Source organism: Gemmatimonadota bacterium, from assembly GCA_016719105.1.
Lineage (GTDB): Bacteria > Gemmatimonadota > Gemmatimonadetes > Gemmatimonadales > Gemmatimonadaceae > SCN-70-22.
Genome location: JADKAQ010000002.1, coordinates 93,136 through 118,481, shown reverse-complemented (window position 1 = coordinate 118,481; position 25,346 = coordinate 93,136). Strand labels below are relative to the sequence as shown.

The 25,346-nt window shown below is 69.9% G+C and carries 19 protein-coding genes and 1 riboswitch; of the genes, 14 read left to right on the top strand and 5 right to left on the bottom strand.

Annotated features, from left to right (window positions below; genetic code table 11):
* Nucleotides 1-5: 5 nt before the first annotated feature.
* Nucleotides 6-1,649: a hypothetical protein gene (locus tag IPN47_04155; protein ID MBK9407240.1), complete on the bottom strand. Its 1,644-nt coding sequence runs from the start codon at nt 1,647-1,649 to the stop codon at nt 6-8.
* A 31-nt stretch (nt 1,650-1,680) separates the two neighbouring features.
* On the bottom strand, nt 1,681-2,829 hold the full coding sequence (locus IPN47_04150) for a glycosyltransferase (protein MBK9407239.1): 1,149 nt from the start codon (nt 2,827-2,829) through the stop codon (nt 1,681-1,683).
* Between the two features lie 201 nt (nt 2,830-3,030).
* On the opposite strand from IPN47_04150, the gene IPN47_04145 reads away from it, so the two are divergent.
* On the top strand, nt 3,031-4,587 hold the full coding sequence (locus IPN47_04145; GenBank protein MBK9407238.1) for a lipopolysaccharide biosynthesis protein: 1,557 nt from the start codon (nt 3,031-3,033) through the stop codon (nt 4,585-4,587).
* 39 nt (nt 4,588-4,626) lie between these two features.
* On the opposite strand, the gene IPN47_04140 is transcribed toward IPN47_04145, so the two are convergent.
* Together IPN47_04140 and IPN47_04135 are read right to left on the bottom strand one after the other, a co-directional pair.
* Complete coding sequence (locus IPN47_04140; GenBank protein MBK9407237.1) at nt 4,627-5,052, bottom strand: VOC family protein; 426 nt, start codon at nt 5,050-5,052, stop codon at nt 4,627-4,629.
* 2 nt (nt 5,053-5,054) lie between these two features.
* Nucleotides 5,055-6,866: an HAD-IIIC family phosphatase gene (locus tag IPN47_04135; protein MBK9407236.1), complete on the bottom strand. Its 1,812-nt coding sequence runs from the start codon at nt 6,864-6,866 to the stop codon at nt 5,055-5,057.
* 76 nt (nt 6,867-6,942) lie between these two features.
* Between IPN47_04135 and IPN47_04130 the strand changes: the two genes are divergently transcribed.
* Nucleotides 6,943-7,146 (top strand): acyl carrier protein, encoded by a 204-nt coding sequence (locus tag IPN47_04130; GenBank protein ID MBK9407235.1) that lies wholly within the window; start codon nt 6,943-6,945, stop codon nt 7,144-7,146.
* 48 nt (nt 7,147-7,194) lie between these two features.
* Here the strand turns inward: IPN47_04130 and IPN47_04125 are convergent, their stop codons facing one another.
* Nucleotides 7,195-7,893 carry an acyltransferase gene (locus IPN47_04125; GenBank protein ID MBK9407234.1) on the bottom strand — a complete coding sequence of 233 codons (699 nt, stop codon included), beginning with the start codon at nt 7,891-7,893 and terminating at the stop codon, nt 7,195-7,197.
* Between the two features lie 232 nt (nt 7,894-8,125).
* On the opposite strand from IPN47_04125, the gene IPN47_04120 reads away from it, so the two are divergent.
* From IPN47_04120 to IPN47_04065, 12 genes are all read left to right on the top strand, one after another.
* The gene (locus IPN47_04120; protein ID MBK9407233.1) at nt 8,126-9,655 is read left to right on the top strand and encodes a glycosyltransferase family 39 protein; all 1,530 of its coding nucleotides are present in this window, start codon (nt 8,126-8,128) and stop codon (nt 9,653-9,655) included.
* A 196-nt stretch (nt 9,656-9,851) separates the two neighbouring features.
* Nucleotides 9,852-11,294: an aldehyde dehydrogenase family protein gene (locus tag IPN47_04115; protein ID MBK9407232.1), complete on the top strand. Its 1,443-nt coding sequence runs from the start codon at nt 9,852-9,854 to the stop codon at nt 11,292-11,294.
* 81 nt (nt 11,295-11,375) lie between these two features.
* On the top strand, nt 11,376-11,966 hold the full coding sequence (locus IPN47_04110; protein ID MBK9407231.1) for a YggT family protein: 591 nt from the start codon (nt 11,376-11,378) through the stop codon (nt 11,964-11,966).
* Nucleotides 11,967-11,987: 21 nt separating this feature from the next.
* Nucleotides 11,988-12,260: a DUF167 domain-containing protein gene (locus IPN47_04105; GenBank protein MBK9407230.1), complete on the top strand. Its 273-nt coding sequence runs from the start codon at nt 11,988-11,990 to the stop codon at nt 12,258-12,260.
* Nucleotides 12,261-12,263: 3 nt separating this feature from the next.
* The gene (locus IPN47_04100; protein MBK9407229.1) at nt 12,264-12,677 is read left to right on the top strand and encodes a hypothetical protein; all 414 of its coding nucleotides are present in this window, start codon (nt 12,264-12,266) and stop codon (nt 12,675-12,677) included.
* Between the two features lie 137 nt (nt 12,678-12,814).
* Nucleotides 12,815-12,891, top strand: a riboswitch (SAM riboswitch).
* A 17-nt stretch (nt 12,892-12,908) separates the two neighbouring features.
* Nucleotides 12,909-16,580 (top strand): homocysteine S-methyltransferase family protein, encoded by a 3,672-nt coding sequence (locus IPN47_04095; protein MBK9407228.1) that lies wholly within the window; start codon nt 12,909-12,911, stop codon nt 16,578-16,580.
* On the top strand, nt 16,577-18,499 hold the full coding sequence (locus IPN47_04090; GenBank protein MBK9407227.1) for a bifunctional homocysteine S-methyltransferase/methylenetetrahydrofolate reductase: 1,923 nt from the start codon (nt 16,577-16,579) through the stop codon (nt 18,497-18,499). Before IPN47_04095 ends, IPN47_04090 begins: the two co-directional genes overlap by 4 nt.
* 133 nt (nt 18,500-18,632) lie before the next feature.
* Entirely contained in the window at nt 18,633-19,322 is a 690-nt protein-coding gene (locus IPN47_04085) for a response regulator transcription factor (protein ID MBK9407226.1), read from the top strand.
* Between the two features lie 26 nt (nt 19,323-19,348).
* Nucleotides 19,349-20,659 (top strand): HAMP domain-containing histidine kinase, encoded by a 1,311-nt coding sequence (locus IPN47_04080; GenBank protein MBK9407225.1) that lies wholly within the window; start codon nt 19,349-19,351, stop codon nt 20,657-20,659.
* 124 nt (nt 20,660-20,783) lie between these two features.
* Nucleotides 20,784-22,673, top strand: coding sequence for a sulfatase (locus IPN47_04075; protein MBK9407224.1), 1,890 nt, complete (start codon nt 20,784-20,786; stop codon nt 22,671-22,673).
* Between the two features lie 233 nt (nt 22,674-22,906).
* Entirely contained in the window at nt 22,907-24,148 is a 1,242-nt protein-coding gene (locus IPN47_04070) for a TolC family protein (protein MBK9407223.1), read from the top strand.
* Nucleotides 24,145-25,344 (top strand): efflux RND transporter periplasmic adaptor subunit, encoded by a 1,200-nt coding sequence (locus tag IPN47_04065; protein ID MBK9407222.1) that lies wholly within the window; start codon nt 24,145-24,147, stop codon nt 25,342-25,344. Before IPN47_04070 ends, IPN47_04065 begins: the two co-directional genes overlap by 4 nt.
* The last annotated feature ends 2 nt before the right edge of the window (nt 25,345-25,346 follow it).

The following is a 25,346-nucleotide window of genomic DNA, read 5'->3' as shown; positions in this document are numbered from 1 at the left end:
CGTCGTCACCTGGGTGGACCGCCGATTCCGCGCTGCAGGTCGGCGCAGGCGTTGGCCGCTGCCGGCGCCGGTGCGGACAGCAGCCGGTACATGCGCCCGGTGGGCTCGAAGACGCGCTCGATCGCAAGGTACTGGCAATTGCGCAGCAGCTTCGGGACGACGCTGCTCACCTCGGACTCGGTGAGGCGCGTCAGGACGATGTACTCGATGCGCTCGTTCCTGAGGTAGGCGCGGAAGTCCTCGTCCGAGAAGCGGAGCGGCATCTGCGCGTGCTGCACCGTGCGCCCGGTGTGATAGGCGAAGGCGGTCTCGCGCTCGACCAGGTAGCGCGCGGTCGTGGGCAGTGAATCGCGTGCGTAGGTGACCGCGGCAAAGAAGGCGCGCTGGTCGGCGTTGTAGCAGCCGTCCGACGTCCACATGGCCTGGCGATCGCAGCGGAGCCCCTGTTGGGCGTTGGCCACGACTTGCGGCACGCCAGCCGAGACCACGATGGCGACGAGTGCGACCGCGAGGGGTTCGCTGAGCCGCGCCATCGGTTTCCACAGGCGCCGCATCTCGAGGGCCCCGAGCACAAAGCCGAGGAGGATGAGCGGCTGCAACGGGACGAAGAACCGCCGCGGCGCCCAGGGCCAGACCGAGAGCAGGGCGCAATATGCGAGCACGTACAGGATCGCAGCCGGGAGGAGTCGCCAGTAGGCCGCGGCGCCGAAGGCGCCGAGGACGAGCGTCACGAGCAGCCAGGCGACGTTGTCGACGACCGTCCCCTCGAGCGTGGGAAACGGGAGCCCCGACGGGATGAGATCCGTGAGCTGCAATCGTACGCGCAGGGCCACCTTGCGGGCCATCACGACCACCGGTGAAGCCGTCCCGCTCCCCACCGACTTGTCCTGCGTCACCTGCGCCGCGTCGGCGACGTACGAGCGCCCGACCACCCCTTCGTGATTGAACAGCGTCCAGGCAAGCCAGCCCCCCACGAGAACGCCGGTGAGCGTGGCAAGCAGGGCCGCCGAGCGCCACCGACGCTGCAGGAGCCAGGCGCCGACCACCCCGGCCAGCAGGGTGAGGCCGATCGTTCGCGTGAGCGCCGCGGCCAGGGCTGCGAGCGCCGCCAGGAAAAGGAAGCGCCGGTCGTCGCCCGAGGCCCGCGCCCGCTGCAAGGCCCACAGGCAGAGGATGGTCCAGAAGAGGAATGCCGCTTCGGACATCACCCGTCCGGCCGAGAGGATGGTGAACGGGTTGCAGGCCGCCGCGGCGAGGACGAGCACCGCCAGCCGCAACGGCAGCAGGCGCCTGGCGAGGTCGAAGAACAGGGCGAGCGCCCCGGTCATCAGTGCGGTCACCAGGAGAAAGCGCGCCGTCTCGCTGCCGCCGGTGACGAACTGCGTGAGGCCCAACAGCGCGGGCCAGAGCGGTGGATACTGGCCGTGCCGCGGGGCGCCGACCTTGAAGAGCTCGCGATACGAGAAGTGCGTGAGCTGGTCGCCGAGCAGCATGTACAGCGCGTCGTCATTGCTGTGCGTGACGCCGGGCGTGCGCGTCACCCAGGCCACGGTGGCGAATCCCCCCAGGATCAGCGCCACCGCGAGCACGGTGACCAGCGAGAGCGACGCCGGCGCGACCGAGGCCCGTGGCGTCGGTTCGGCGTGCATCTCGGCTGCTGAGGGAGTCGCGACGCGCATGCTACAGGGTGTCGTAGACCGAACTCAGGGCACCCGCGCAGATCCGCGTATCGAAGGTCGCCAGGATATGCGCGCGGTACTCCAGCCCCTCGCGGGTCATCGTCTCGGGCTCGTCGTAGTAGCGCTGCAGGCGCTCGACGAGTGCCATGGGATCGCGCTCGGGGACGAGACGATCGGCGTAGGGGCCGAACGTGTATGGAATGTCGGAGTGTCGCGTGGCGACGGTGGGCATCCCGGTCGCCATCATCTGTCCCATCACGGCGGGGGACCCTTCGGCATCCCCATCCTCGGCGGTGACGCTGGGGACGACGAAGACATGCGACGCGAGTCCGACGTCGATGAGCTTCTCGAAGCTGAGCCACTTGTGCTGCGTGCACACGGAGTCGAGTCCGTACTTGGCCAGCAGGGAGAAGATCTCCTCCTTGGTCTGCTGGTCGCCGGGACGTCCAGCGGCATCGCCAACGAGGGTCAGCGTCAACGGGACGCCGCGCGTCTTGAGGACGTGAGCGGCTTCGATGAGATAGCGCGCCCCCTTCTTTTCGCGGAAGGTCCCGGCAAAGAGGATGCGAAGGGGCTCCCCGGGAGCGCGTACGCGCGGTTGGTTGCGCAGCGCAACGGCGTCGACGCCGAGCGGGTGAATGACGATTTTCTCTGCCGGGCAGCCGATCGCTTCGAGTCCGGCGGACATGGCGGGGCCGAGCGAGAGGACCTTCGAGGCGCGCTTGAAAACCCACTGGTAGTTGCGAACCCAGACGGGGTCTCGCCCCAGCAGGTAGACGTCGGCGCCGTAGTAGGAGACGACCCAGGGGAGGTCGAGCGAGTGCACGAGCCGCCGGTCCTCGGTCGCGACGTACCCCAGATGCGAGTGGAAGACCTTGGCCTGCAGGCGTCGCAGGCGCGAGGCATCGGGGGGGAAGAGCGACGTCTTGTTGAGGCGATTCCAGATGCGGGGCCCGAGACGGGCAGGGTCGAGCAGGATGGCATCGAGTTCGGGGAACTCGGCGCGGTTCTCGAGCACATCGCAGATGACCACGGGGCGATGCCGCGGGACGAATCGCATGTGGTCGTAGAACCAGTTCATGGTTCGACCGACGAAGCGATCGATGCGCTGCAGGGCGACGGGCGCGGCGGAGGGCAATGTCGTGGTCATTATCGGTATGCGACTTATCCCGATTCGGATGTCAAGGATCGTGCCACCCACAAGGTGAGGCCATGCACCGACCCGTGACAGTTCGGAGGGGGGATCGTCGGTCGTCGCAGGGCGGCCGAAGAGAGGCCGGCGGGCTCGTGTGGGGTGGTCCACTGCGTGGGCGCTCGCTGGCCCGCGGCTTGCTCCCGTTGGCTGGAAAACATGGCAGATCTCGTCTCTGAATCGCCCCCACCGGTCAGCGCTCCTCCGCCGGCGGCCGGCCTTGATCGTTCGCTGCTTCGCGGCATCGCCTGGACCGGCGGCGCGAAGTGGGCCACGCAGCTGCTCGGCTGGTCGAGTACCCTGCTCGTGGCGAATCTGCTGGGGCCCGATCCATATGGATTGATCGGGATGGCGTCGGTCTTCCTTGGCCTGGTGAGCACGCTCACGGAGTTCGGCCTCGGGACGGCGATCATCAGCCTGCGGAAGCTCAGCGCGGAGCAGAACCGCCAGCTCAACACCATCGCCCTCGCGCTTGGGGTCGTGGGGGCGTTGCTGACGTGTGCCGCCGCCTGGCCGCTGGGATGGATCTATCGGGAGAAACAGCTGCCGATGATCATCGTGGCGATGAGTTCAACGTTCGTGCTGTCGGCGCTGCGCATCGTCCCGACGGCACAGCTGCAACGTGACCTGCTCTTTCGCCGCCTGGCCATCCTCGAGACGCTCCAGAGCGTCGTGTTTGCGATCGCCAACGTGGTCTTCGCCCTGCTCGGATTCGGGGTGTGGACGCTGGTGATTGGCGCGGTGGTGAGCCAGACGGTTGGCACGATCCTGACATGGATGGCGCGCCCGGAGCGATTTGCGTGGCCGCGACGCGACAGTCTCGGCGGCGCGCTACAGTTCAGCTCCCACGTCCTGATCAGCCGCCTGGCCTGGTACCTGTACACAAACGCCGACTTTGCGGTGGCCGGGTTGGTGTTCGGCAAGTCGGTGCTGGGGGCCTACACGCTGGCCTGGCAGTTCGCCAGCATCCCGATCGACAAGATCAGCGCGATGATTGCGCGGGTGACGCCGGCCTACTTCGCCGCGGCGCAGGACGACAACCGCACCATGCGGGGGATCCTGCTCAACATCACGGAAGGGCTGGCGTTCCTCACGCTCCCGGCGACGTTCGGGCTGGCGCTGGTCGCCCCGGAGTTCGTGCGACTCATCCTCGGCCCGGAGTGGTCGGCGGCGATCGTTCCGTTGCAGCTGCTGTCGATCTACGCGTCGTACCGGTCGCTGGTCACCGTCCTCCCCCAGGTCCTGACGGTGAAGGGGGACACGAAGTGGACGATGTGGCTCGGCGTGTGGACGGCGGTCGCGCTCCCCATCGGCTTCCTCATCGGGAGTCGCTTTGGTCCGGCGGGGATCGCGGCCGCGTGGATCATCGTGTATCCGATCTTCACGATCCCGCTGTACAAGCGCACGTTCGCGGCGATCCAGCTGGAACGGGGACCGTACCTGCACGTGCTCTGGCCGTCGCTGCGTGGGGCGCTGGCGATGGCGGCCGCCGTGCTGGCCGCGCGCATCCTCCTGCCGCAGGGGATGCCGAATGCGTGGCGCACCGGTGCGCTGGTGGCCATCGGGGTGGTGGTGTACGGTGCGGTGACCGTCTATCCGCAGTTGGGGCGCATGAAGCGCCTGCTGGCGAGCGTGCGCGGTACAGGGGGCGGCGCCGCGGCCGATGCGGCGGCGGTGGCCGCGGCGACGGAGCGTGACGACGCGGCGACGGCGTGACGTGAGGATCGCTAGCGCCGCCCGACGCGGCTGGCGGGGCTAGACGACGCGGCCCGGTGGTCGCGGTTCCACGTACTCCACGAGCCGTCCCGACCGAAAGAGGACGAAGGCGACGCGGCGCTCGAAGGCGGCGGCATACACCGGCGGGCAGGTGACCTGCGCCCCCTGCGCGCGCGCCGCGGCCACGACGGCCTCGATGGTCCCGTCGCCGTCCTCGAGCTCGTAGCAGACATGATCGAGCCCGCCGCCGCGGGCGATGCGGCCGGCGAGCGGCGAGTCCTCTACGGTGGTGAGCGGGGCAACGATCTCCCACACGTCCCCACTCGCCCGCTCACGGTAAAACTGCACCACCACGCGCTGGATCGGGTCGGCGATCGCCTCCGTCAGCGGCTCGCACTCCGCGCCAAAGCGGCGCTGCAGCGTGGCCAGGTCACGCCCGACGAACCCCAAGTGATGCAGGCGCACGATCAGGCGCCTCCGGCCGCGGCCTGCCCGGCCCCTGCCGTCGACGTGCCCCCGGCCGAGCCTAACGCGCCGGCGGCGTCCTCCGCGTTGACCGACCTTGCGTGATACAACGTTGGGGAGACCTCGGCAAATCGGGCGCGCGTGACGACGACATCGCCGCTCGTCTCGGGCACGTCGCCGAAGATGGCCGCGAACTCGACCGACGGACCGTTGCGCGGCGTCCGCACGAAGTCGAGGGTGAGGCGATCGACGCCGAGCCGTTCGAACAGGATGTCCATCGTGGCGTGCTCGATGCGACGTGCGAAGGCCCGGCAGCTGAGCACCCACGACTCGATGCGCGCCCCATCCCCGTCACGCGCCCCGGTGACGATGGCGATCTTGCCGAGCGGCCCGAACTTATCCTCGTACGACACAGTGGCCAGGAACGCGCCTGGGCGTTCGAGGGCATGGTGCCACTCGGCCTCTCCGTATCGCCGCCCGTTGATGTTGAACTGGTTGGTCTTGTTCACCAGTTCGAAGGCGCGGGCGTCGGAGGTGTCGGTGTTGATGGTGACGGTGAGCCGGGCGCCTAACGACCCGAGGAAGGCCTCGACGTCGTCGGCGTCCTGCCCCTCGACCGCCTCGCGGAGCACGGCGGCGTTGCGGATGCTCTCGGCGCGCAGGAGGTCCTCGGCGCGCACGGCGTCGCGACCGAACATCGCCGTGAGCCGCTCGAGCAGCGCCACCACCTCGGCGGGGTTGTCGGGCTGGAAGCGCAGCCCCTCGACCCCGGGATGCGCCGCGGTCACCTCGGCCAGCTCGAGCGGGCTGTCGTCGACGAAGACGACGCTGTCGGCGCCGATATTCCAGACGCGCAGGATCTCCGCGACCTCCACCGACTTGCGCCCCCAGCCCGCGCGCACCGGATAGAGGCGATCGGTAGGTACCACGAAGTCGGTCCGCTTGAACGCCTCCTGCACGAACGCGGGGTCGTTCTTGGTGGCCACGGCCACCAGCACGCCCGACGCCATGAGGTTGGCGAGGACCTGCTGATAGAGCATGTGCACCTGCGCGCCCTGCTCCAGCGTCCAGCTCACGCCGTCGATGCCGACTTCGCCGAGGATGCCACGCCAGAGCGTGTCATCGAGGTCGGTGATGAGTCCCTTCCGGGGCGGCGCGGGCCACAGGGCGTGGGCGAGCGCGGCGGCGACGCGCGAGGCGTGCTCGCGCTTGTAGGGAAAGCCCGCATGCAGCTCCGAGGCCACGTCTCGGCCGTCAGGCGCAACGCCGGCAGCCGCAACGTCGGCCACCCGGACGCGGGGGAGCGCACCGACCGTCGCCGCGAAGGCGGCGACGATGGCGTGCAGCTTGAGTCGCGTGGCCCCGACCACGTGCGACGGGTCGAGGAAGTACGGCGGGAGGGGGAGCGTCGGGAGGGCGACGGCCACCGGCGCGACCTCGGCCAGGGCCGCGATGCGTCGCTGCAGGCGCGTCAGCGACTCCTCCGCGCTGGCCAGGAGTTCGGCCGACGCCTCGGCGTTCGTCAGCGTGCCGCGCCCGCGCATCCCGAGCCGCGGATCGATATCGGCCCACTCGATGACGAGAGCGACGCCGTCGGGGCGGGCCGCGGTGGCGCGTTCGAGATTGCCGGGAAGGTCGCCGAAGCGCCCGGAGGAGACCCGCACGTTGGCCCCCGCCACGCGCTCGCGCAGTTCGGCGTGGAAGAAGGTCTCGAGGGCGAGCGGGGTGAATCCGGTCGCCAGTATGAAGTCGCGCGTCGGACGGTCGGGATCGGACGGCGCGTTGATGATGCGAAGGGCGTCGAGTAGCTTCATCGTCAGGTCAGGCTAATCAGATGCAACTTGGAGGTTTACCTTGCCGGAATCGATCGCGGAGCGTGTCAGGAAGGTCATGGCGCTGACATTCAACGTTGCTCCGGATTCAATCGCCGATACTGCGCAGCAGTCCGACGTCGCGGGGTGGGACTCGATCGGGCACGCCAACCTCGTGTTCGGCCTGGAAGAAGAGTTCGAGGTACATCTCTCCGACGACGTGATGCCGACGCTGCGTTCGTTTCCCGTCATCGTCGCGCACTTCCAGCAGCAGCTGTCGTAACCTCGTGCGGGGACGGGTGTGTCGGGGCCATCGCCCCGGCACCGTCGGTCAGACCGTCCCCACGCGCCGCGCGGGATTCCCCATGACGAGGGAATTGGGTGGCACGGAGCTCATGACCACCGAGTTGGCCCCGATCACGGAGTTCTCGCCGACCGTGACCCCCGGGTAGATCATCGCCCGGCGCCCGATCCAGACATTGCGTTCGATCACGACCGGCTTCACCGACTCGTCGGGGGCCGGTTCGCCGCGTTCGCGCGCGGCCGGGTCTGACGGGTGGCCGCTGACGTCGAAGACGACGACGTCGGGCGCCATCTGGCAGTACTCGTGGATGGTGATCGACCGCCCGGCGACGAAGGCGCAGTTGTGCCCGATGTGCGAGTGCGATCCGATGGAGATCACCGGGTCATCCGAATAGCGGCTGCCGAAGGTGAACGACGCCTTCCCGTGGATGGCGACGTCGTCGCCGATCTCGATGCGACCGGCCCCCTGCACCCACTGCACGAACGGGCCGCAGCGGACACGCTGGCCGACCTTGGAGCAGGACGCCTTGAAGAGCGGTTCGCAGACGAAGACGCGAAAGACGAAGTAGTACGCCTGCCGGAGCGCGAGAAAGACGTAGAGGACCGGGCGGACGAGGAGCCGCGGGGTCGGAAGCGTGAAGTCGATCACCCCGCGATAGAGCCACCGCAGGAATTTCCCCTGCGGGGTGTCGGCCATCGCGAGGCGACGCAGTAGAATCGATGCCATTGGCGAAAGGTGCGAAGAAACGCAGCGTGGTCCAAGCTGTAGGACCGACGAGGGGCCCCCTCGTGACGGCACAGGGGTTCCGCCTCGCCTCGGGCACTTTCCGTGCCCCGGACCTCCGCGGCCCGGGGCGGTTCCGTGATGAGGTTCACAACTTGCATTGACGGTCTCGACCGTCCGGGAGAGAACGGGAGATGCGAGCGGTGCGCGGCGCCAAACGAGCGGGGGGACCGGGATGCTGAGGGCCGGAACGCGATACGAGTGGGCCCCGAAGGTGGCGCTCGTCGTCGCCCTCGCACATGCCGTGGCCGCCTGGTCGCTTCGCGCCCCCGGCTTTGCCTGGGGTGAGGACGATGCCGCCTACCTCCTGCTTGCGCAGGAGCTGCGGCACTTCTCGTATCGGGAGGTGCAGGACGTGCTGGCGCCGATGCACGCCCGCTTCCCCCCCCTCTTTCCCGTCCTGTTGGCCATCGTCGGGGCCCCCTTCGGCGACAACCTCGACGTCCTCATCGCCTTCGTCGCGCTCTGCTCGGCCGGGGCGCTGCTCCTGTTCTACGATGGGACGCGGCGCGTACTGGGTGACACCGTAGCGCTGCCGGCCGCACTCCTCTTGGCGATCAACCCGGCGATGCTCTGGATGGGCGGGAACCTCATGGCCGAGGCTCCCTTCGTCCTGTTGACGATGCTGGCGCTCTGGGCGCTGGCCCGAGAGGACGAGTCGCCCCGGTTTGCGTTGCTGGCAGGAATCGCGGTGTACCTCGCGGCGCTCACGCGGACCGCCGGGGTGGTCTTCGTGGTGGCGATCTTCGGCTACTGGGTGGCCCGAAAGCGCTACCGCCGGGCCGCGCTCTTCAGCAGCGTTGGGGGTTCTGACGATCGGTGCGTGGCTCGCGTGGACCTTTGCCCAGCCCGATCCCGACACGCGGCGCCTGTACATCGCCGATCTCGGGCTGCGCGGGCGGGACGCCGGGCTGCACTTCGTGCGCGACATGGCGGGACGCATGGTACCGCGCGTGAAGGTGATGCTCACCAACTACATCCCCACCGCGCTGTCGGTCCAGACCGTCGCGGGGACCGCGGTGGACAACGCGGGGTGGCTCGCGGCCACGCTCGCGCTCGGGGGGGCGGGGGTGGTCGTGCTGTGGCGGCGATGGATGGGGGTGATCGCCTTCCTCGTGCCGTACCTGCTCCTCCTTCTTGTCTGGCGCTTCCAGGCGGGGCGCTTCCTGACGCCGATCGTCCCGCTGTTGCTCCTGATGGTGCTGGGAGGGGCCGCGTGGGTGAGCGATCGGTATGTGCCGAAGGCGAGAGGGGGGCTGCTGACCGCACTCACGCTCCTGCTGACGGGCGGAGCGCTGGTACGCGACGTGGAACGCGCCGCGACGGTTCGTGCCTGCGACCGCCGCAATTCGATCGACTCGCCAGCCTGCTTTTCCGAACCGGAGCGGGAAGCGCTCCAGCTGGCGCGCTGGGTGCGCGACTCGACCGCCCCCGGAGACGTCTTCTTCGTTTCGAAGGAGCGTGCGTTCTTCGTACATTCCGGTCGGCGGTCGATCAACCAGGACCGGGGGCTGCGCGAGCCGCCCGATTCGCTCGCCGCGTACCTTCGCGCTCGACAGGTGCGCTACGCGGTGGTGACGCCGGTTGGCGTGTATGCGAGGGAGCACAACGCACTGCTCGCTCGGGCGTGCCGCGACTTTGCCGTGGTGCGGCAGTTTGCCGGTTCGTCGGCGCTCCTGCGCGTGCGCGATGCCGGCGAAGCTGACGACGGCGGGGCAACGTGCCGGACCATGGCGCGATGGCGACCGAGGGACGGTCGTGCAGGCGGAGCGCGCGCACGACCGAACGATTCACCCGAGGGTAAGGGATGAGCCTGGCCGCGTCACCCGCCGTTTCAACCACCATGAGCGCTGCGCCGGGCGTTGCAGCCGACGCCGTGCCCGCCGCTACGCGCGCGCCCGGTGGCGCAGCGCGCGTGGCAGGCGCTGGGGGTGGACGCCCGCGCGCGCCTCATCGAGCGCTTTCGCCAGGCGCTGTACGAGCGACGCGCGGAGGTCGCAGAGCTGATCGCGCGAGAGAACGGGAAGCCGGCCTCCGAGGCGACGATGACCGAGGTGGCGACCTCGCTGGACCTCGCCCGCTTCTACCTGCGCCTCGCCCCCGACCTCCTGGCGCCGCGACGCCTCACCTCCGCCACGCTGGCGCTCTGGCGCAAGCGGATCACGATCGCGCAGGAGCCGCACGGTGTGGTCGCGGTGATCTCGCCGTGGAACTATCCGTTCATGCTCCCGGCCGGCGTCGTGGTGCCGGCGCTATTGGCGGGCAATGCGGTGGTCCTCAAGCCCTCCGAACTCACCCCGTCGTGCGGGGCGCTGCTGGCGGAGCTGCTGCACGCGGCCGGCGTCCCCACCGATGTGCTGCAGGTGCTGCAGGGGGACGGGGCGGTCGGCGCCGCGCTGGTGCAGTCCGACATCGACAAGGTCTTCTTTACCGGCTCGGTGGCGACGGGACGCAAGGTGGGGCATGCCTGTGCCGAGCGGTTCATCCCCTGCGCGCTGGAGCTCGGGGGGAGCGACCCGGCGATTGTCTGCGACGACGCCGACGTCGAGCATGCGGCGAGCGGGATCACCTGGGGGCGGTTCTCCAACGGCGGGCAGACGTGCGTGGCCCCCAAGCGCGTGTACGTGGCGGCCCCTGTGTACGATCGCTTCGTGGCCGCGATGCAGCAGCGCGTGCGGTCGCTGCAGCTCAAGGGCGCCGGCACCGCATCGTTTGATGTGGGGCCGCTGATCCAACCCTCGCAGTCGACGACGCTGGCCGCCCAGGGGGACGACGCGACGGCGCGCGGGGCGCGCGCATGGCGTGCGGCCGGGACGCATCCAGAGGGAGTCTTTCCACCGACGTTGCTGCTCGACGTCCCGCCAGCTGCACGGGCCCTGTGCGAGGAGACGTTCGGTCCGTTGCTTCCCATCGTGCGGGTCCGCGACGACGCCGAGGCGATCGCGCTGGCGAATTCCACGCCGTTCGGGTTGAGCGCCAGCGTCTGGAGTCGCAACCGCGCGCGCGCCCGTGCCATCGCCGCGCAGCTGCAGGCGGGGACCGTGGTGATCAACGACGTGACGCTGGTGGCCGGGATTGCGGAGGTGCCGCACGGCGGCATGAAGGCGAGCGGCGCCGGGCGCGCGCACGGGGCGATGGGGCTCGAGGAATGCGTGCGAACGCGCACCGTGGTCGACGACCTGTTCACGAGTTGGCGCCAGGCCTGGTGGTTCGGGTACGGCGCCGATTCGGCGGCGCGGGGCGACGCGTATGTGCGGCTCGCGCATGGGCCGTCGATCCTGGCGCGGCTGTCGGGGGTATCGAAGACGCTCCAGCTGCTCTTTCGCCCGGAACGCCCGATCTGACGCCTGCGATTCGCCGCGCTCCAGCGTCTTGGGCTGGCCGTGCGCGCTTGAAGCCACCCGCGCGTTCCGCGAGAATTCACCGTGCCCTCGTTTCTCCTCGCCCTCGACGCCGTCCGGCGCGCCCTCAGTCTGGGGCTGTTTGCCATCGGTGCAGCACTCGCCGTCGTCTGCTTCGTGGACTGGCTGGTGCGCACGCGCCGCCTGAATCCATTCGGCAAGGTCGCGCGCTTCTTTCGCGAGAGCGTGGAGCCCTTGATGGCGCCGATCGAGCGGCAGATCGTGCGTGGTGGGGGCGTGCCCTCGAGCGCCCCGTGGTGGTCGCTGGGGGTCGTCGTCCTCGGCGGGATCGTCTTCCTCAGCCTGTTCGACTTCGTCCGCGGGCAGATCGGGGCGTTCTACTTCGCCTCCCAGAACGGGTCGCGCGGGATCCTGCGGATGCTGATCCAATGGACGTTCGCCATCCTGCGCTTCGCGCTCATCGTGCGCGTCATCTGTTCGTGGGTGCGCATCTCTCCCTACAGCCGCTGGGTGCGCTGGGCCTTCACGCTGTCGGAACCGATCCTACGGCCGTTGCGACAGATCGTGCCGACGTTGGGGATGATCGACATCACGCCGATCATCGCCTACCTGGTGCTGGGACTTCTCGAAGGGTTCCTGGTAGGGATGACGTGAGCGCGGTCACGGTGCAGGAGCGTGCGGGAGGGCGTACGCTTCTCGGTGCGCGTGCAGCCGCGTGCCTCGCGATCGGAAGTCGCGGGAATTCAGCAAGGAGCGCTCAAGGTGCGATTGCAGGCGCCGCCCGTGGACGGGGCGGCCAATGAGGCCCTCGTGGACTTTCTCGCCGATTCGCTCGACGTGCCCCGCCGGATGATCCGCATCGTGTCGGGGGAGTCGTCCCGATCGAAGGTCGTCGAGGCGCTGGGGGTGAGCGTCGCGGCGGTTGCACAGCTGGCCGGAGAGGGCTGACCGATGCTGATCCTGATCGGTTCCGACGACGCCCTGCTCGAGGGGCTGGCCCAACTGCTGGCCGGCGCTGGGCACAAGGTGAAGGTCGCCCACTCGGTGGAGGAAGCCGAGGAGTTGGCTCGACAGGCCGCTCCCTTGCTGGTCGTGATCGACCGTGAGTCGGTGGCCGCCGACAGCGGCGAGGCGGCGTCGCGGATCCCGCTCGCGTCGGGCGGGGCCTTCGTCCTGTATCGGACGACGAGCGACCAGGTGGGGAACCTGGCGTTGGCGCATGGCATCGCCCGGCAGACGTTGGCCGACCTCGCGTTGCCGCTCGAGCGGCAGCGGCTGGCGGCGCTGGCGCAGTACGTCAAGGCACGGGCACGCGAGAGTGGGCGCGTGCGCTTCGACACCCCGCCGGCGCGCCGCGCACCGTAGGCAGCGCGGGCCCTGGCGATGAACGGCGCGGGCGCTTCGCGAGCGCCGTGCGCTTGTCCGGCGGGCCTCAGCGCGCTATTCCTCCATGCACCTCGGGGGCGCGCATTCGGGTGACGGGCGCACCAGCGGGGTGACAATCGATGGATCGTGGCGATTTCCCGGCAACTTGCGGCCACGTAAAACATTCCGCTAAAGCGCCCGCCCGGCGCACCACTGCCCGGGCATTTTTTTATGCAGAGGAACCCGGTGTCCCACACGGCCAACGCCTTCCACCTCCCCGTCCGATCCGGCTACCTGGACGCGCTCGCGCGCGGGGTGCTGGTCTACGACGGCGCGATGGGGACGAACATCCAGCGTTACCACCTGACCGCCGAGGATTACGGCGGGAAGTCGCTGGAAGGGTGCAACGATCATCTGGTGCTCACGCGCCCGGACGTGATCCAGTCGATCCACGAGTCGTTCCTGGCGGTGGGGAGCGATGTGGTCGAGACGTGCACCTTCCAGTCGACCCCGCGGCGGCTGGAGGAGTGGGGGCTCGGGGACAAGGTGCAGGCGATCAACGTGGCGGCGGCGCGGCTGGCGCGCGCGGCGTGCGACACGTACGCGACGCCGGAGCGCCCGCGCTTCGTCGCGGCGTCGATCGGGCCCACGGGGATGCTGCCGTCGAGCAGCGACCCGGCGCTCTCGAACGTGACGTTCGAGGCGTTGAGCGAGGACTACTACACGCAGGCGAAGTACCTGATCGAGGGCGGGGTCGACGTGCTGCTCGTGGAGACGTCGCAGGACATCCTCGAGGTGAAGGCGGCGCTGGCCGGCTTTGCGCGGCTCTTTCGCGAGTTGGGCTACCGCATCCCGGTGCAGGCGCAGATCACGCTGGACACGAGCGGGCGCATGCTGCTGGGGACGGACATTGCCAGCGCGATGACGACGCTCGAGTCGTTAGGCGCGGACGTGATCGGGCTCAACTGCTCGACCGGGCCGGAGCACATGCGCGAGCCGGTGCGCTACCTGTCGCAGCACGCGACGCGGCCGGTGTCGGTGATTCCCAACGCGGGGTTGCCGTTGAACACGGGGACGGGGGACGCGGTGTATCCCCTGGAGCCGGCGGCGATGGCCGAGATGCTGGGGGAGTTCGTGCGCGACTTCGGCGTGCGGATCGTGGGGGGGTGCTGCGGGACGACGCCGGAGCACCTGCAGGCGATCTGTGCGGCGGTGGACGCGTTGGGGGTGCGGGCGGGAGCGGGGGACGGCGAGCGGGGGGCCCCCCCCAACAACAACGCTAGCGCCACGCACGCCGACTCCCGTCATCATTCCATTCCCGGCGGTGCCAATTCCCTGCACCGCGCGCACCACGCCGTCCCGCGCGCCTCGTCGGCGATGCGGGCCATCACCCTGCACCAGTCGCCGCCCCCGCTCCTCGTGGGCGAGCGCGTCAACGCGCAGGGGTCGCGCAAGGTCAAGCGGTTGCTCCTGGCGGACGACTACGAGGGGATCCTCGAGGTCGCGCGCGAGCAGGCGGAGTCCGGCGCCCACGTGCTGGACGTCTGCGTGGCCCTCACCGAGCGCGGCGACGAAGCCGCGCAGATGGCGACCGTCACCAAGCTCCTCTCGATGTCGGTCGAGACGCCGATCATGGTCGACTCCACCGAGGCGAGCGTGATCCAGGCGGCGCTGGAACACATCCCGGGGCGCGCGATCATCAACTCCATCAACATGGAGAACGGGCGCGCGCGCATCGACTCCGTCGTCCCCATGGCGATCACGCACGGCGCCGCACTCGTCGCGCTCACCATCGATGAAGTCGGGATGGCCAAGACGCGCGAGCGGAAGCTCGAGGTGGCGCGCGCGATCCACGACATCGTCGTCGGCGAGTACGAGATGCAGTCGTCGGATCTCATCTTCGACGCGCTGACCTTCACCCTCGCCACCGGTGACGCCGAGTGGATCGATTCGGCGCACGAGACGATCGAGGGGATTCGCCTCATCAAGCGGGAGCTGCCGGGAGTCCTGACGATCCTCGGTGTGTCGAACGTCTCCTTCGGCCTCGCCCCCGAGGCGCGCGCCGTGCTCAACTCGGTCTTCCTGCACCACTGTGTGCAGGCGGGACTCGACGCGGCGATCGTGAACCCGGCGCACGTGACGCCGTACGCGGAGATCTCGACGGAAGAACGGCAGCTGGCGGACGACCTGGTCTTCAACAAGCGCGCGGATGCACTGCAGCGCTTCATCGAATACTTCGAGAAGTCGGGACGACGGGAAGACGAGAAGACGAGTGAGCGCGCCGATCCGACCGAAGGGATGACCCCGGAGCAGCGGGTGCACTGGATGGTGGTGCACCGCAAGAAGGAGGGGATCGAGGGGGCGCTCGATGCGGCGGGGGTACGCGAGCGGCCGGTGCAGGTGCTCAACGAGGTGCTGCTGCCGGCCATGAAGGAGGTCGGCGACAAGTTCGGCGCCGGGGAGCTCATCCTCCCGTTCGTGCTGCAATCCGCCGAGGTGATGAAGAAGGCGGTCAAGCATCTCGAGTCGTTCCTCGAGAAGCAGGAGGGATACACCAAGGGGCGCGTGGTGCTCGCCACGGTGTACGGCGACGTGCACGACATCGGCAAGTCGCTGGTGAACACGATCCTCTCCAACAACGGCTACACCGTGTACGACCTGGGGAAGCAGGTCCCGGTCAACACGATCATCGAAAAGGCGATCGAGGTGAACGCCGACGCCATCGGGCTCTCGGCGCTCCTCGTGAGCACGTCCAAACAGATGCCGATGTGCGTGCAGGAGCTCGACCGGCGCGGGGTGCAGGTGCCGGTGCTGATCGGCGGGGCGGCGATCAACCGGCGCTTCGGGCGCCGGGCGCTCTTCGTCGACGGCGAGCGGCCGTACGAGTCCGGCGTCTTCTACTGCAAGGACGCCTTCGAGGGATTGGAGACGATGGACCGGCTGCAGGACCCGTCCACGCGGCGCGATTTCATGGACCGGGCGCTGGCCGACGCGCGGTCCGACGTCTTCCTCAATACCGCGGTCGGCAAGGACATGGCGCGCGGCGATTCGGCTGGCGCGCGCAGCGCCGTCTCGGCCGATCACGCGGTGCCGGAGGCGCCCTTCCTCGGGACGCGCATCCTGCGCGACATCCCGTTAGGCGAGGTCTTCGACCTGCTGGACCTCGACGAGCTGTATCGCCTGCAGTGGGGGGCGCGCGGATCGGGCGATGCGTACCGGGAGACGGTGCGCTCGGAGTTCGAGCCCGCGCTGGCGCGCCTCAAGGAGGAGGCGGTGCGCGAGGGGTGGCTCGTCCCGCAGGCGGCCTACGGCTATTTCCCCGTGCAGTCGCAGGGGAACGACGTCATCGTCTACGACCCCGACGCGTGGGACGCCGACGGCGGGTCGCTGCGCGAGATCGCGCGCTTCCACTTCCCGCGCCAGGAGGGACGGGAGCGGTTGTGCCTGGCGGACTACTTCCGGTCGGTGGAGTCGGGGGACGTCGACGTGATCGGGTTGCAGGTGGTGACGGTCGGTGACGAGGCGACGCGTCGCTTCGAGGCGTTGCAGGCGAAGGGGGAATACAGCGAGGCGTTCTATTCACATGGGCTGGCGGTGGAGGCCGCAGAAGCGACCGCCGAGTGGCTGCACCGTCGGATTCGCGCCGAGCTGGGGGTACCAGCGGGGCGCGGGAAGCGCTACTCGTGGGGGTACGGGGCGTGCCCGGACCTGGACGACCACGACACGGTCTTTCGGCTCCTCCCGGCCGATGCGTTAGGCATGCTGCTCACCAGCGCACGCCAGCTCATCCCCGAGCAATCCACGGCGGCGCTGATCGTCCATCACCCCGAGGCGAAGTACTACGCCGTGCGGGGCGAAGGGAGCGAGCGCACCGAGGCTCCGGCCACGGCGGTGCAACCATGAGCGCCCCGATCGGGACCGACGCCGTGGTATCGAATGGCACGCGCACGCGCGAGCGACTCCTGGCGCGCCTGACGGACCCGGATGCGGTGATCGTCTTCGACGGCGCGATGGGGACGATGCTCTACCAGCGCGGCGTCTTCATCAACCAGTGCTACGACGAACTCTCGCTGCGTGCGCCCGACCTGGTACGCGGGGTCCACGAGGAGTACGTGAAGGCGGGGGCCGAGGTGCTGGAGACGAACTCGTTCGGCGCCAACCGGTTCAAGCTGGCGCACTTCGGGCTGGAGCGAGAGGTCGCATCGATCAACGGTGCCGCCGCGCGCGTGGCGCGCGAGGCGGCGGGCGATGCGGCGCTGGTCGCGGGCGCCGTCGGCCCGTTAGGCGTGCGCCTCGAGCCGTATGGCCCGACGAGCCTGGAGGAGGCGCGCGCAGCGTTCGAGGAGCAGATCGCGGCGTTGCGCGACGGCGGGGTCGACTGCCTCATCCTCGAGACCTTCGCCGACCTGGACGAGGTGACGCAGGCGGTGCTGGCCGCCCGCGCGGTGGCCCCTGCCCTCCCGCTCATCGCCCAGATGACGGTGGACGTGGAGGGCGTCACGGTCTTCGGCGTGACACCGGAGGACGTGGCGCGCTCACTCGATGCGTTAGGCGCCGACGTGATCGGGCTCAACTGCTCGGTGGGGCCGCAGATCATCCTCGAGGCGATCGAACGCATGGCCGCGGTCACGCGTCGCAAGCTGAGCGCGATGCCCAACGCCGGCATGCCGCGCGAGGTCGGGGGGCGCAAGATGTACATGGCGAGCCCCGAGTACATGGCGACGTACGCGCGCCACCTGCTGCAGGCCGGCGCCAAGGTCATCGGCGGATGTTGCGGCACGACGCCGGCGCACATCCATGCGATGGTGGAGGGGATTCGACCGCTCGTGCCTCGCTCTTCGCGAGACGGGAGACGGGAGACGGGAGACGGGAGTGCGCTCGCGAGGGGCGAGCGCGGGGTCGTGCGGCATGCAGGGGTGACACCAGTACCACTGGCGGACCGGTCAAACTGGGGACGCAAGCTCGTCTCCGGGGAGTTTGTCTCGTCGGTGGAGATCGTGCCGCCGCGCGGCGTGGATGCGACGCGCATGCTCGAGGACGTGCGGGCGCTCAAGGTGGCTGGCGTAGACGCGGTGAACGTCCCCGACGGGCCGCGCGCGCAGAGCCGGATGGGGGCGATGATGACGTCGCTCCTCATCGAGCAGCAGGTCGGCATCGAGGCGGTGTGCCACTATGCCTGCCGCGACCGCAACCTCCTGGGGATGCTCTCCGACCTGCTGGGGGGGGCGGCCATGGGGCTGCACAACCTCCTGCTCGTGACGGGCGACCCGCCAAAAATGGGGCCGTACCCCGACGCAACGGCGGTCTTCGACATCGACTCGATCGGGCTCACGAACCTCGTGCGCAACCTCAATCGCGGGCTCGATCCCGGCGGCAACCCGATCGGCGCCCCGACACGCTACACCATCGGCGTCGGCGTGAACCCGGCGGCGATCGACCCGTCCGTGGAGCGCGAACGCTTCGACTACAAGGTGGAAGCGGGGGCCGAGTTCGCGATCACGCAGCCGGTCTTCGACCCCCGCCAGCTCGAGCGCTTCCTGCGCGAGATCGGGGGGGCGCACATCCCGATCGTGGCCGGCATCTGGCCACTGGTCTCGTTGCGCAACGCCGAGTTCCTGGCCAACGAGGTGCCCGGAGTCGTGGTGCCTGACGAGATCCTCGAACGGATGCGCGTGGCCAACCGGCAGTCGGCGGAGCACGCGGTCGCCGAGGGGATCGCCATCGCGCGCGAGATGCTGGCCCTCGTGCGGAGCGAGGTCCAGGGGGTGCAGGTCTCGGCCCCCTTCGGCAAGGTCGCGCTGGCGCTGGGGGTGCTCGAATAGCCCGGGGAGCCCCCGTTTCGCCCGGTTCACCGCCGGGCAGTCATCGTGAGTTCATTCAATCCGGTTAGGATCTACTGCACCGGTGAGCTATCGTCTCGCCGCGCGACAGTCACCCCGCCCCGGGACCTCCCGAATGCGACTCCTGTTCGTTGAAGACGACACACGAATCGCCGAATCGGCCGCGACGTACCTGCGAAAGACCGGCTTTGCCGTCGATGTAGCGCCGTCGGGCGAGGATGCCATGCGCCTCGCGGCGATGAACGAATACGACGTGGCGGTGCTGGATATCCGCCTGCCGGGGATCGACGGGCTGGAGGTGTGCCGCCGTCTGCGGGCGTCGGGGTCGGCGATCCGCATCCTGATGGCCACGGCGCGCGACACGGTCGAGGACCGGATTGCCGGTCTCGACCTCGGCGCCGACGACTACGTGGTCAAGCCGTACGTGCTGGCCGAGTTGGAGGCACGCGTGCGCGCCCTCCTGCGCCGCCCGGCGGTGGTCGTCCCCACGACGCTGCGGGTCGACCAGCTCGCCCTCGACACGGGGACGCGCATGGCCGAACGTAACGGGCGACAGATTTCGCTGACGAGCAAGGAGTTCGCCGTGCTCGAGTACCTCATGCGTCACGCTGGCGAGGTGGTGACGCGCGAGAAGATCAGCGCCCACGCCTGGGATGACAACTACGACCCCGCGAGCAACGTCATTGACGTCTACATTGCCCGGTTGCGAAAGAAGGTCGACGACCCTAACGAATCGCCGCTCCTGCACACGATTCGCGGGGCGGGCTATCGACTCGGGGAACCGCGACACGCACGCGCCCGGTGAGGCCTAGCCCCCGCATTCGCCGTCGCATGACGGCGTGGTACGCGGGGAGCGTCTTCGTCCTCCTCCTCCTGTCGGTCATCGCGATGCGCGGCATCGCGCGTCGCGCGCTCGCGGTGCAGCACGAAGACGCCGTCCAACGCAACATCGACCTGGTGCGCTCGTTCTTCCGGGCCGAGCTGTCGGAGTACCATCAGGTCGACGCCACGCTGCTGCACATCGCGGGCGAGCTGGTCTTCGCCGGGATGGGGCTCGAGTTCCTCCGCCCCGATTCGTCGAACTTCGCGCAGGCCCGGCTTCCGAGCGCGCGCGCCATGCCGCGCCCTCCGGTGCGCACGTATGTGGCCGCGCTGGAGCCGGCCCTCGCGCCGGGGTGGAAGTTGCGGCTGCGCGTCAGCGTGGCCGACCTGGCGATGGCGCAGCGGCGGATCGACCAGGCGACGCTCGTGGCCCTCCCGCTCGCGGTGGCGCTGGCGGCGTTGGCGGGGTGGCTCGTCACCGGGCGTGCGCTGCGCCCGGTGGGGATGATGGCGGCCGCCGCCGAACAGATCGACGCGACCTCGCCGACCGGGCGACTCCCCATCGCCGACGAGCACGATGAGCTGGGACGGTTGGGGCGACGCTTCAACGCCCTGCTCGACCGGCTCGACTCGGCGCTCGCGCAACAGCGGCGATTCCTCGCCGATGCCGCGCACGAATTGCGCACGCCGATGGCTCGCATGCTGGGCGAGTCCGAGACGCGACTCGCCCTCCCGCCGTCGCCTGACGACCGACAGTCGGTTGAACGAATCCACGAGGACCTGCGACATGCCTCGTCGCTCGTCGACGAGTTGATGCAGCTGGCCCGGGCCGACGCCGGGAGCGTGGATGCGGTGCTGCAGCCGTGCTATCTGGACGACGTGGTGAGCGATGCGCTGTCGCCGTGGCACGCGGAGGCGCGGCGACGGGGGATCACGCTGGAGGTCGCGGCGCTCGACGAGGCCCCGGCGCGCCTCGATGTGCGGCTGACGGGGCGCATGCTGGGGGTGTTGCTGCATAACGCCCTGCACTACACGCCGAGCGGCGGGCGCATCGAAGTTCGCGTGAGCAGCGACAAGGGGCACACCATCCTCGACGTGGACGATTCGGGGATCGGGATTCCCCCCGCGGAGCGCGAACACGTATTCGAGCGCTTCTTTCGCGGCGAAGCCGCTCGGCAGCGTGCCCCGGAGGGGAGCGGCCTGGGGCTGGCGATTGCGCAGTGGATCGCGCATCAGCATGGCGCGCGCATCTCCGTCGGCGAGAGTGTGCTGGGGGGGGCGCGCTTTCGCGTGAGCTTCCCGGCTGGCGCCGCTGTTTAGCGAACCCTTAGCGTCGACTGTGATCGGGGTCCCTGACCGGGACTGAGCTGCCGCGTTAGGGTGTCAGGTTTCGGACCGTCAACTGCCCCCACCTGACGCTCGCACCATGCCGCCCGCGGCCCCCGTGAGTGACCGATCCCTGTCCACGACGCGCCGCGTCGTGGTACGCGCCGCGTGGCTGGGGCTCGCGACCGGAATGGTCGAGGGGATCGTGCCGCTGGTCCAGCATACGTGGTTCGGGCGGATGCGGATCTACGCACCCGCCCACATCGCGTGGATGTCGCCGCTCGCCGGGCTGGTGGTGTTTCTCGTCGTCGGCACGGTCCTGGCGACCGCGCTCCATCCGCTCCAGCGCCGGTCACCGGCGCGGGCGTTGCAGCTCGCGACGACGGCGCTGGCCTTCCTCGCGACCTGGTCGATCACCCTGCTGTTCCCGCAGCTCAGCCAGTGGGCGGCGCTGATCCTGGCCGCCGGCGTTGGCACGCAGGTGGGGCGCCTAACGAACGGCGAGGGGCTCGACCGGCTCGCCCGCCGCACGTTGGTCCCGCTGGGCGGCGCCGTCGCGGTGCTGGCCGCCACGATGATCCTCGTGCCGCGCGGGCGCGAAGCGCGGGCGATCGCGGCGCTCCCCGCACCGCCGAGCGACGCGCCGAACGTCCTGCTGCTCATCCTCGACACCGTGCGCGCGCAGAGCATGAGCCTGTATGGCGCGAGCGATCCGACGACCCCACGCCTGGATTCCCTCGCCCAATCGGCCGTGGTCTTCGAACGCGCGATCGCCACCGCGCCGTGGACGGTCCCGTCGCACGCCAGCATGCTCACGGGTCGCTATCCGCACGAACTCACCGTCGACTGGCTCACCCCGCTCGACGACACGACGACGACGCTCGCCCAGGTCCTGTCGAGGCACGGCTACGTGACCGGCGCCTTCATGGCCAACTACATGATGTCGACCGAGGTCAGGCTGGAGCGCGGATTCCAGCGGTATCGGGACTACGGCATCTCCGCCCGCCAGCTGCTCGTGAGTTCCGCAGTGCTCCGACGGCTGGCCTATTGGCCGCGGCTCCGCCGAGTGCTCGGTCGATACGATACGGTGAACCGGAAACGCGCCCCAGCTGCAAACGCGGAGCTGCTGGAGTGGCTCGACCAGCGCACCGCGCGGCGCCCCTTCTTCGCCGTCGTCAACTACATGGACGCGCACGAGGTCTATGCCCCACCGGCGCCGTTCCGCGGCCGCTTCGGCCCCGACTCGGTTCGCCGCAACGAGATGACACGGTACGGCCTCGGGGGGCTCGGCTTCCGGCTCGGCAAGGCCGCCATGACACCGTCACAGGTGCAAGGCGAATTGCACGCGTACGAGGAGTCGCTCGCTTCACTCGATCACGACCTCGGGGCCCTGCTCGACTCCCTGAAGGCGCGCGGGGTGCTCGACGAGACGGTCGTGATCGTCACGTCCGATCACGGCGAGCACTTCGGGGAACACAAGAAGTGGGAGCACGCGAACACGCTCTATCCGCAGCTGCTGCACGTCCCCCTGCTGGTCCGCGCTCCGGGTCGCGCGCCGGCCGGACTTCGCGTTCGGGACTTCGTGTCGCTGCGCGACGTCGCCGCGACCGTGCTGGCCATGGGACCAAAGTCCGCCGAGCTCCCCGGACGCACCCTGTCGCATCACTGGGACACCACAGCCGTCGGCAGCACGCGCCCTGTCAGTCCGATCCTCGCCTCGTTCTCCAGCGGCACGTGGACCCCCGAGTCGCCCGCCAGCACGACCCGTGGATGGCGGAGCGTCGTCCTGGGCGGCCAGTTGGTCATCGAGCAGGTGCGCACGCCGACGCACTTCGAGGTCTACGATCTCGAGGCCGACCCCGAGGGCACACGCGATCTGGCGAACGACGCCCGGGGTGAGGCCGCGATGCGTGCGGCCCGCGCGTTCCTTCAACCCGTGCTCTGGCAGTCGCAGGCGCCGTCGGTCCATCGCACGGCCGGAAGCATCGGCTCGCTGGAGCAGCGCTAGCCCGCTCCTCTCCGCATCGCGGCTACGCACCGGGGGCAGCGCCGGGTTTCCACAGCCGTAATCCCGGCCCGATCAACCGATCCCGCCCCGGGGCCCTGGCGCGCGGCCCTACCCGGGCGGCGCGGCCCGACGGCCCTGCCCAGCGCTCGGACCATGCCGAGCGTTGTCCTCCCGGTTAGAAAGTCTGAACGTCGTTCACAATCCGTTCATTGCCCGGGAGTAGGATGCGAGCCATGAGACTCGTCCTTGGCACGACCTGCGTCCTGCTCGCCTCCGCCTTGCCCCTCCACGGGCAGGATCGCGGGGCAGACGCCGCGCTCACGGTTCACCAGGCCGTGGCCATCGCCCGCGCCCGCGGCCCGCTCGCCGTGACGGCCCACGCCCGCCGCCTGGTGGCGCAGGGGCGCGCGCGCAACGACGGCGCCTTTCCCAACCCGACGCTGGAGTGGCGACGGGAGAACCTCACCAGCCCGCTGCAGCCCGACATCTTCGGCACGCTGCAGATCCCGCTCGACGTGACCGGACGGCGCTTCGCGGTGCGATCGGCAGGAGGCGAGCTGGTCGCGCGGGGGCGGGCCGATTCGAGCGCCGTCGCTCGGCAGCTCGAGGGTGACGTGATGCGCGCCTACTGGCGGGCGGCGCTCGGGAGCGAACTGCTCTCGGCGGCGACCGAGGAGCGCCAGGCGCGCGAGAACATCGCGAGCTTCGACGCCACGCGCTTCCGCGAGGGGGCGGTGGCCGAGGTGGCGGCGATTCGGACGCGGCTCGAAGCCGACCGCGCGCGCATCGCCGAAGCGACGGCGCGTATCGAGGCGGCGCGCTCGCGCAGCGATCTCGCCCGGGTGCTCGGGCTCCCCGAGGATTCGCTCCCCCCGCTGGCGCGCCTCGCCACGGCCACGGTCCCGGTCACGGCGCTCGACGAACCGACCGCACTGACGCGCGCGCTGGCACAGCGCCCCGACCTGGCCGCCTTTCGCCATGCGGCGAGCGAGGCGGAGCACCGGGCCGCCGCCGAGCGCCGGGGGATCGTCCCCGACCTGCAGCTCGTGACGGGCTACAAGGTGACGAGCGGCTACACCACCAAGGTGCTCGGCGTGATCGTACCGCTGCCGCTGTTTAGCCGGAACGAGGGGCTGCGCGAACGCACGAAGGGGGAATCGCTCGTGGCGCAGGCCGAGTTGCGGGATGCCGAACTGCGCGTGCGTGGCGAGGTGGTCGCGGCGCTGCGCGGTGTGGCGGCGATGCGCGAGGCGCTGGAGGCGGGGACTGCGGGGATCGACGCGCGGGCCGCCGAAGTCGCGCAGATCGCCGAGGGGGCGTACCGCGAGGGCGCCCTGTCGCTGATGGAACTGGTCGAGGCCCAACGCGCGCGCGCGGAATCGCGCGCCGCTGCCCTGCGCTGGACGGTGGAAATCCACCTGGCCACGCTCGAGCTCAATCGCGCCCTTGGGGCGCCGCTCCTGGAGAAGCCGTGATGCGTCCCCGTTTCGCACGAACCGTCCTCCTCGCCGTCGCCGTCGGCTGTTCCGGCCAGGGCGAGGGGGCAAGCATCCCGGCCACGGGCGACGCGGCGACGTCGGCTCCCGCCGACACGGCGCTGCTGTCGGCCGAGTCGGTCAAGATCGCCGGCTTCACGACGGGGGCGGTCACGCGCGCGGCGTGGCGCGACACCTGGCGCGCGCCGGGTCGCCTCACGCTCGACCAGGCGAGCACGGAACCGATCGGCTCGATCGTCGAGGGGCGCGTGGTGAAGGTCTACGCGATGCCGGGCGACCGCGTCCGAAAGGGCCAGCTGCTGGTGGCGATCCACAGCCACGAGATGATGGATGCGCGCGCGGCGCTGTCGCGCGCGAAGGCGGACCTCACGCGCGCCGACTCGGACCTGCGCGTGGCGCGGAGCGCCTCAGATCGCGGCGAGCGGCTGTACGGACTCAAGGCGCTGTCGCTGGCGGAACTCGAGAAGCTGCGCGGGATGCGCACCGACGCCGAGGCGACGCGCGAGAGTGCGGCCGCGGAGCTGGCGCGCGCCGAGGAGTTCCTGGAGCACCTGCTGGGCGACGGCCCCGAGGTGGCGGGGGTCGACCCGCACTGGGTGCTCGTGCGTGCCCCGCTGGATGGGCTGTTGATCACCCGCGAGGTGCAACCCGGCAACGTGGTCCTGGTGGGCGCCCCGCTGGTCACCGTCAGCCGCACGACGGCGCTCACGTTGGTACTGCAGGTCCCCGACGCGGCCTCCGCGGCGGCGCGCGTCGGAGCCCCGGTAAGCTTCACGGTGAGCGCGGCACCCAGCGAGCGCTTTCAGGCGACGGTGTCGCGGGTCTTCCCATCGGTCGATACGCTGACGCGCACGGTCGAGGTACACGCCGCGGTGAAGGACACGCGCTCGATCCTCAAGCCGGAGATGTTCGCGAATGCAGAGCTCTCGGGTGCGGCGGCCGGGCTGGTGTCGGTGGTCCCGTCGGGTGCGGTGCAGTCATTCGAGGGGGATACGGTCGTGATCGCCGCCGCGCCGCGTGGCGAGGGCATGCAGCTGCAGGCGATCCGCGTGCGTGTGGGGCGTCGCACCGGGACGCTGGCCGAGATCCTGAGCGGGGTCGACACCGGCACGGTCGTGATCGTGGGCGGGGCCTCGGTGGCGAAGGCCGAGATCCTGAAGCGGCGCGGAGGCTGAGC

What these genes read in the sequence shown, in the direction of transcription:
- IPN47_04155 (MBK9407240.1), bottom strand. Translation starts at nt 1,649, where the DNA reads ATGCACGCCGAACCGACGCCACGGGCCTCGGTCGCGCCGGCGTCGCTC.
- IPN47_04095 (MBK9407228.1), top strand. Translation starts at nt 12,909, where the DNA reads ATGCAGAGGAACCCGGTGTCCCACACGGCCAACGCCTTCCACCTCCCC.
- IPN47_04125 (MBK9407234.1), bottom strand. Translation starts at nt 7,893, where the DNA reads ATGGCATCGATTCTACTGCGTCGCCTCGCGATGGCCGACACCCCGCAG.
- IPN47_04070 (MBK9407223.1), top strand. Translation starts at nt 22,907, where the DNA reads ATGAGACTCGTCCTTGGCACGACCTGCGTCCTGCTCGCCTCCGCCTTG.
- IPN47_04150 (MBK9407239.1), bottom strand. Translation starts at nt 2,829, where the DNA reads ATGACCACGACATTGCCCTCCGCCGCGCCCGTCGCCCTGCAGCGCATC.
- IPN47_04120 (MBK9407233.1), top strand. Translation starts at nt 8,126, where the DNA reads ATGCTGAGGGCCGGAACGCGATACGAGTGGGCCCCGAAGGTGGCGCTC.
- IPN47_04080 (MBK9407225.1), top strand. Translation starts at nt 19,349, where the DNA reads ATGACGGCGTGGTACGCGGGGAGCGTCTTCGTCCTCCTCCTCCTGTCG.
- IPN47_04100 (MBK9407229.1), top strand. Translation starts at nt 12,264, where the DNA reads ATGCTGATCCTGATCGGTTCCGACGACGCCCTGCTCGAGGGGCTGGCC.
- IPN47_04135 (MBK9407236.1), bottom strand. Translation starts at nt 6,866, where the DNA reads ATGAAGCTACTCGACGCCCTTCGCATCATCAACGCGCCGTCCGATCCC.
- IPN47_04090 (MBK9407227.1), top strand. Translation starts at nt 16,577, where the DNA reads ATGAGCGCCCCGATCGGGACCGACGCCGTGGTATCGAATGGCACGCGC.
- IPN47_04085 (MBK9407226.1), top strand. Translation starts at nt 18,633, where the DNA reads ATGCGACTCCTGTTCGTTGAAGACGACACACGAATCGCCGAATCGGCC.
- IPN47_04145 (MBK9407238.1), top strand. Translation starts at nt 3,031, where the DNA reads ATGGCAGATCTCGTCTCTGAATCGCCCCCACCGGTCAGCGCTCCTCCG.
- IPN47_04130 (MBK9407235.1), top strand. Translation starts at nt 6,943, where the DNA reads ATGGCGCTGACATTCAACGTTGCTCCGGATTCAATCGCCGATACTGCG.